Here is a 231-nt window from a genome sequence, read left to right on the forward strand (position 1 = left end):
CCCCCCCCCCTTTCCACCCCCACCACGGAATACCCGATTTCTGAATTTTACTGTCGTACTGACTTGTGCTCTTCGGCATGGTTGATCGAAGGATGGCTGGTGTTCAGTCGGGGGCCGCTGGAGCAGCCGGCGAGCAGAAATAATTCTAAGGAGAACCGTAGAGCGGCCTGTAGGGGAACAGGGGCGTCGCCGGTGGAGATCACCGTGGTGGGCGGTTGCTTGAAAACGGGG

General features: G+C 59.3%; 1 protein-coding gene. It reads right to left on the reverse strand.

What is annotated here, in order from left to right:
- Positions 1-47: 47 nt before the first annotated feature.
- The coding region (locus tag AC0L3B_RS40495; RefSeq protein ID WP_473383736.1) for a hypothetical protein at positions 48-231 on the reverse strand (184 nt) is incomplete at its 5' end.

The sequence above is a fragment of the Bradyrhizobium sp. Kon56 genome (assembly GCF_055807635.1).